This window comes from Treponema sp. R80B11-R83G3, from assembly GCF_054786115.1.
Genome location: NZ_BDHF01000502.1, coordinates 1 through 442, shown reverse-complemented (window position 1 = coordinate 442; position 442 = coordinate 1). Strand labels below are relative to the sequence as shown.

1 protein-coding gene is annotated in these 442 nt (G+C 48.0%); it reads left to right on the top strand.

The genetic code is table 11. The annotated features are described in order from the left end of the window. On the top strand, positions 1 to 442 hold a 442-nt coding region (locus tag ACYVRH_RS14675), incomplete at both ends, for a flagellar hook-length control protein FliK (protein ID WP_461257601.1).

Sequence of the window (442 nt, the reverse complement as noted above, 5' to 3'; positions counted from 1 at the left end):
GTCTTGAAGAATTCCGCAACCGTTCCCGCAAAGATAAAGTAACCGTTGAAGTCCGTGATTACAGAACAAATACGGCCCCCGATGGGTCACAGACGAAAACAGTTTCAATTGTAGAAACGGCGGCAGGTCGCTCTCACACACAAACTACGGTTCATGAAGTAACTCTCGATCTGCGTCTGCCTGATCAGGGGCAGCAGTCTCAAAATACATGGGAAGTGAAATCCGCCAATATGCTTGAGAATATGCTTGCCAGAGAACTGCATCAGAACTTTAACGGCGATATTGTCCGCCATGCGTCAATGGCGCTTAGGGACGGCGGAGAGGGAACAATCAAAATTGCCCTTCACCCTGAAACTCTGGGAAATGTAAAGATACACCTTGAAATGACCGAAAACAAGATAACGGGGCGAATCGTTGTTGAAAGCGAAGAGGCTCTGAACGC